4 protein-coding genes are annotated in these 5,955 nt (G+C 64.9%); all 4 read left to right on the top strand.

Annotated features, from left to right (window positions below; all coding sequences use genetic code 11):
* Positions 1–211: 211 nt before the first annotated feature.
* The 4 genes from VGQ94_06960 (at position 212) to VGQ94_06975 (ending at position 5,764) form a co-directional block, all read left to right on the top strand.
* Entirely contained in the window at positions 212–1,297 is a 1,086-nt protein-coding gene (locus VGQ94_06960) for a glycosyltransferase family 39 protein (GenBank protein ID HEV2022254.1), read from the top strand.
* An 87-nt stretch (positions 1,298–1,384) separates the two neighbouring features.
* Complete coding sequence (locus tag VGQ94_06965) at positions 1,385–2,110, top strand: hypothetical protein (GenBank protein HEV2022255.1); 726 nt, start codon at positions 1,385–1,387, stop codon at positions 2,108–2,110.
* Between the two features lie 228 nt (positions 2,111–2,338).
* Complete coding sequence (gyrA, locus tag VGQ94_06970; protein ID HEV2022256.1) at positions 2,339–4,933, top strand: DNA gyrase subunit A; 2,595 nt, start codon at positions 2,339–2,341, stop codon at positions 4,931–4,933.
* A gap of 270 nt (positions 4,934–5,203) precedes the next feature.
* A complete protein-coding gene (locus VGQ94_06975) occupies positions 5,204–5,764 on the top strand; it encodes a hypothetical protein (protein HEV2022257.1) in 561 nt (186 codons plus the stop codon).
* The last annotated feature ends 191 nt before the right edge of the window (positions 5,765–5,955 follow it).

The raw sequence follows: 5,955 nt of genomic DNA on the forward strand, positions 1-5,955 counted from the left end.
CGCCAGTTGAGGATGGATCGCTGAATTGGCTGTCGCTGTGGCCACAGTTCCGTCCGCGGGTGCAAACCCGCGTGTCTGGATGAGTGTATGGGAAAGGTTGGAGTGTGGAAAGACCGTTCGTGGACGAGAGCGTCCCCGCTAGGTGAGCGTGCGCTCTCAGAGCTACCGAGGCCTCCCGGGCTCCGGTGTGATACAAACACTCGGTCGCCGCATGAAGATCACCCCCACCTGGCGCGTCGGCGTCCCTCAGCTCTACGCCGTCCTACTTTTGCTGGCTTTTTTCGGCCAGTGCCTGTGGCGCGCGGAGAGGCGCCCGCTGGATGGCGACGAGCGCGCTGCCATCGAGACCGGACGCTGGTTGTGGCGCGGTCAGCCCATCCCTTCCGACGCCGTCGAGCCCCCGCTGACCGGACTGCTGGCCGCCGCCGTCGCCGGGAACTCTGCGGGCACGTTTTCCCCGCGTCTCCCCACGGTGATCTTCGGGTTGGCGCTGGGCGCCTCCATCTGGTACGTGGCGCGGCGGCTCTACGGCAACGCCGGCGGCTATGTCGCCCTGGCGCTCTACTGCTTCTCCCCGCAGATGATTGCGCGCAGCGCCCGCGTCGATTCCAGCGTCCTGGCCGCCTGGGGGTTTTTCGGCGTGATCTTCACCGCCATCGGCGCCGCGCACACCCTCCATGCCCCGCTGGCCAACCGCCTGTGGCGCACGCTGCTGCTGGGCCTCGCCATCGGCCTGGGGACGGGCGCGCAGTTCTTCGTGGTGCTCGCGGTCCCCGCGGCGCTCGCCTTCATGCTCTACCTGGTCCCGGGACGCCGGTCCACGGCCGCAGCCATGGCCGCGGCCTCCCTGGGCGTGGGCTTCTCCATCCTGCTGGCGGTCTATGCCTTCGATTCGTCGGCGCTCGTCGGCGGACTGCGCCACGCCCAGTGGCTGGGCTTCGATCCCGGCCTCGTGACTCTGCGCCTGGGAAACCTCGCCGCGCTCGCCCAGGCTCGGAGCCTGGCCGGAGTCTTGCTGATCGCGACGGCGGTTGCCATCTACGCCTTGTGGCCGCGCTGCCGCTATTTCGGGAACACCGCGCCGCTGCTGGTGGCTGCCGGGCTGGGCGCGCTCGCGCTTCTCGCCCCGGCGCCCTCAAAGTTTCTTTTCGTGGCCCTGCCCTTCGCCTTCGTCTTCATCGGCGGCATCATCGCCGACCTGCTGGAGACCCCGCGCCGCAAGCTGGTGCTGGCGAGCGTGATCACGCTGCTCCTGGGCCACGCCGTCCTCAGCCTGCAGGTTCTTCTGTCATCCTGAGCGAGCGGCGAGCGCACGCGAGGCCGCGAGTCGAAGGGCCCCTATCCAACCTCTGAACACCTGCCGAATTTGGAGTATCATTTCCTCATGCGACGCCTGCTAGCCATGGCGCTTTTGGCGGCTCTGCCGGCTGCGGCCCAGATCCACGGCGTCCCGCCGTCTGTGACCTCGATCACCCCTGGCCGCAACACGCCCGGCGTTCCCGCCAGCGTGACCTCGCTCGGCCCCAACGGCTTCGGCGGCTCGTGTTGCGCAGCGGGTTTCCAGTTCGGAGCTAGACACCACCAGCACCATCGTTCGGTGGTGGTCGTGCCCTATTACTACTACCCCTACTACGCCTCCTATCCCGCGACCTATTCCGCGTCGGTGGAGGAGGGGCAGCCCAGCGAGGAAGAGCCGCCGGCGCGCACCATCTATGAGCGCCGCTCGCGCACTGAATACTCCACGGACCAGGACCGCTATGGCGAGCACTACACAGACTCCCGCGAGGAAGAGCGCCGCCGCCGCCGCGAAGAAGAGCGTCAGGCCGAGGAGCAGCGTCAGCGCGAGCAGGAGGCGCAGAAGGCCGAATCCAAGCCGGCATCGGATGAAAAGCCTGAAGTCCAAGAGCCGCCCACGGTGCTGGTCTTCAAGGACGGCCGCCACCAGGACGTGAGCAGCTACGCCATCTCCGGCGAGGTCATCTACGACCTGGCCGGCGGCCGCGCCCGGAAGATCCTGCTGGCCGACCTCGACCTCGCCGCCACCATCAAGCTCAACGACCGGCTCGGCAACGACTTCCGTATCCCCTCGCGGCCTCCCAAACAGAACTGAGCGGTGTTTCTTCCTACATTCCCAGCGCAAAGCGGTTTTTCTGAGGATTTCCACAGGCCCGCACAGCCAGTTCTCGTGCTATAATTTCTCTTGCTTTTCTGGCAGCTAACATACCGCAAAAACAATGACTTAGCTCAAGTGCGGCCCTCCGGGAATCGGACTGCGATATCGCACTCAAACTGCGGTTCAACTGAGAACCGAGAACTGACTACTGAGAACTGATCCTCAATGGCTGACGAACAGAATCCGCAGCTCCCGCTGACGCCCGAAGGCGGAGGCCCCACCGGCCCCGGCGCCGCCAATCTCCAGCCCATCAACATTGAAGATGAGATGCGGCGCAGCTATCTGGATTACTCCATGTCGGTCATCATCGGGCGCGCGCTGCCCGACGTGCGTGACGGACTGAAGCCGGTGCATCGGCGCATTCTCTACACCATGCAGCAGATGGGACTGGCGCCCAACAAGTCCACGCGCAAGTGCGCCCGGATCGTCGGCGAGGTCATGGGCAAGTACCATCCTCACGGAAACCTGGCGGTGTACGACGCACTGGTGCGGTTGGCGCAGCCCTTCGCCATGCGGTATCCGCTGGTGGACGGGCAGGGAAACTTCGGCTCGGTGGATGGGGATCCGCCGGCGGCCGACCGGTACACCGAAGCCAAGCTGACGCGCGTGGCCATGGCGTTGCTGGAGGACCTGGACAAAGAGACCGTCGACTTCCGGCCGAACTATGACGGCAACGAAGTCGAGCCCGACGTTCTGCCCACGCGCATTCCCAATCTTCTGGTCAACGGCTCGAGCGGCATCGCCGTGGGCATGGCCACCAACATCCCGCCGCACAATCTGGCGGAGATTGTGGACGCCACCATCACCCTCATCCAGGAGCCGGCCACGCCGCTCAAGCAGCTCCTGAAGATCGTGCAGGGGCCGGACTTCCCCACCGCCGGCTTCATCAACGGCCGCAGCGGCATCGCGCAGGCCTACCAGACCGGCCGCGGGCGCTTTGTGATGCGTGCCAAGGCGGCGATTGAGACCTTCCAGAAGGACCGCCAGGCCATCATTGTCACCGAGATCCCCTACCAGGTGAACAAGAATACGCTCATCAAGCGCATGGCCGACCTGGTGAACGACAAGATCATCGACGACGTCTCCGACATCCGCGACGAAAGCGACCGCGACGGTATGCGCATCGTCATCGAACTCAAGCGCGGCGCCGAGCCTCAGATCATCCTGAACCAGCTCTTCAAGCACACCTCCATGGAGGAGAGCTTCTCCATGATTTTCCTGGCGGTGGTGAACGGCCAGCCCAAGGAGATGGGGCTCATCCCCGCCATCCAGCACTTCATCGACCACCGGGTGGACGTGGTCCGTAGGCGGACCGCTTACCTGCTGGCGCGCGCCAAGGAGCGCGAGCACATCCTGGAGGGCTACCGCATCGCGCTGGACAACCTGGACGCGGTCATCAAGCTCATCCGCGGCTCGAACTCGCGCGAGGAGGCCAAGCAGACCCTGCTGGCCGCTACCTTCAAGATCGTGGACAAGGAGATCCTCGCCCACACCGGCCGCGCCGGAAAGCTCAGCGCGCGCCAGGCCGACGCCATCCTCGATCTGCAGCTCTACCGCCTGACCCGGCTCTCCGCCGAGGAGATCCTCACCGAACTGGGCGAGATCCGCGAGCGCATTGCCGAGTACGAATCCATTCTTGCTTCCGAACGTAAGCTGCGCGGCGTGATCGTCAAAGAGCTGGAAGAGGTCAAGAAGAACTTCGGCGACGCCCGTCGTACCGTCATCCAGGACGAAGCCGAAGAGATCACCATCGAGGACCTGATCTCCGACGAGCAAGTCGCGGTCACCTTCTCGCACTCCGGGTATCTCAAGCGCACGCCCATCTCCACGTACCGCCAGCAGCGCCGCGGCGGCACCGGGCGCATTGGCATGCGGACACGCGAGGAGGACTTCGTCGAGCACCTGTTCATCGCGTCGACGCACAGCTACCTGCTCATCTTCACCAACACCGGCCGCGTCTTCTGGCTGAAGGTGTACGAAGTGCCGGACGTGGGCGCCGCGGGCAAGGGCAAGGCCATCAACAACCTGGTAGCGCTGCAGCCGGGCGAGAGCGTGCGCGCCCTGCTCCCCGTCCGCGACCTGGAGGAAGAGGGCAAGTACGTTTTCTTCGCCACCCGCAACGGCACGGTGAAGAAGACCGAGCTCAAGGACTTCTCCAACGTGATGTCGCGCGGCATCATCGCCATCGGCATCGAAAAAGACGACGAGCTGGTGGCCGCCCGCCTCACCGACGGCAACCAGATCGTCTTCCTGGCCTCGCACGAGGGCCAGGCCATCCGCTTCGAGGAAGACGACGTCCGCCCCATGGGCCGTCCCGCCTACGGCGTCCGCGGCATGGACCTGGAGAAGAAGGACTACATCGTCGGCATGGCCATCACCCCCAAGAACGGCAAGCTCAAAAAGGGCGAGAAGGAACCCGCCGCGCTCATTCTCTCCGTCACCGAGCACGGCTATGGCAAGCGCACGCCGGTGGAGGAATACCGCCTGCAATCGCGCGGGGGCAAGGGCGTCATCAACGTCAAGACCACGGAGCGCAACGGCCGCGTCTCCGCCATCATGCTGGTGGACGACCACTCCGAATCCATGCTCATCAGCCAGTTCGGCAAGATCATCCGCATCGACACCAAACAGATCCGCGAAGCCGGCCGCTCCACCCAGGGCGTCCGCTTGCTGAACCTGGAGGGCGGAGACAAGGTCGCCGCTGCCGTCGTCATCCCGCCGGAGGAGAAAGAGAACGGCAACGGCAGCTTGTTGCAGTAGCTGCTTCGCCGCGGATCAGCGCGGATGACGCGGATTTAACCCTGTGCAGAGCGTCATCCTGAGCCCGTTGTGCGGGCGAAGGATCTATGTATTTCCGGGCGCCCTCTGTAAGAATGCGTAGATTCCTCCCCTTCGACACGCTCAGGGTCGGAATGACGCTCGTCTGGGGAAGACGCACGAGTTGTTCCGTGCCTCTACCGGCAGATTCTTAAAATCCGCGTTGCATCCGCGTCCATCCGCGGTAAGCTTTTCCAGGCAAGGAGGCGTCCCATGGTCTACCTTCCGCAGCTGTGGCTTCCCATCCTGCTTTCCGCGGTCATCGTGTTCGTAGCCAGCTCGATCATCCACATGGCGCTCCCCATCCACAAGAGCGACTACCGCAAGCTCCCCGACGAAGAGAAAGTGATGGACGCCCTGCGCGCGGCCGGCGTCGGGCCCGGCCCTGCCTACCACTTCCCGTACAGCACTCACAAGGACATGAAGTCGCCGGAGATGACGGAGAAGTTCAAGAAGGGCCCGGTGGGATTTCTGACCCTGCTCCCCAGCGGGCCAGTGAACATGGGGAAATTCCTGGGCCTATGGTTCCTCTTCTGCCTCATCGTCGCCGTCTTCACCGCCTACCTGACGGGACGCACCGTGGCGCCCGGCACGCCGTACCTGCTGGTCTTCCGCGTGGCCGGCACCGTAGCCTTCATGGGATACGGTCTGGGGCACTTCGCAGACTCGGTGTGGAAGGGGCAGACCTGGGGCGTGACCTTCAAGCACATGTTCGACGGGCTGATCTACGCCCTGCTGACCGCGGGCACCTTCGGCTGGCTCTGGCCGCGCTGATTCCGCGCGGTAAGCCCTACTTTCCCGGCGCCGCTGACGAAACTGGCTGCGCGCCCTGGCGGATGATGTTCATGGCCATGGCGATCATGCTGCCGACGTCGCCCGCGTTGGCGGGCAGGATCAGGGTCGTGCCGGCCTTGGCCAGGTCGCCGAAGCGGGCGATGTACTGCTCGGCCACGCGCAGTTGCACC

It is taken from the genome of Terriglobales bacterium (assembly GCA_035937135.1).
GTDB lineage: Bacteria > Acidobacteriota > Terriglobia > Terriglobales > Acidobacteriaceae > DASYVL01.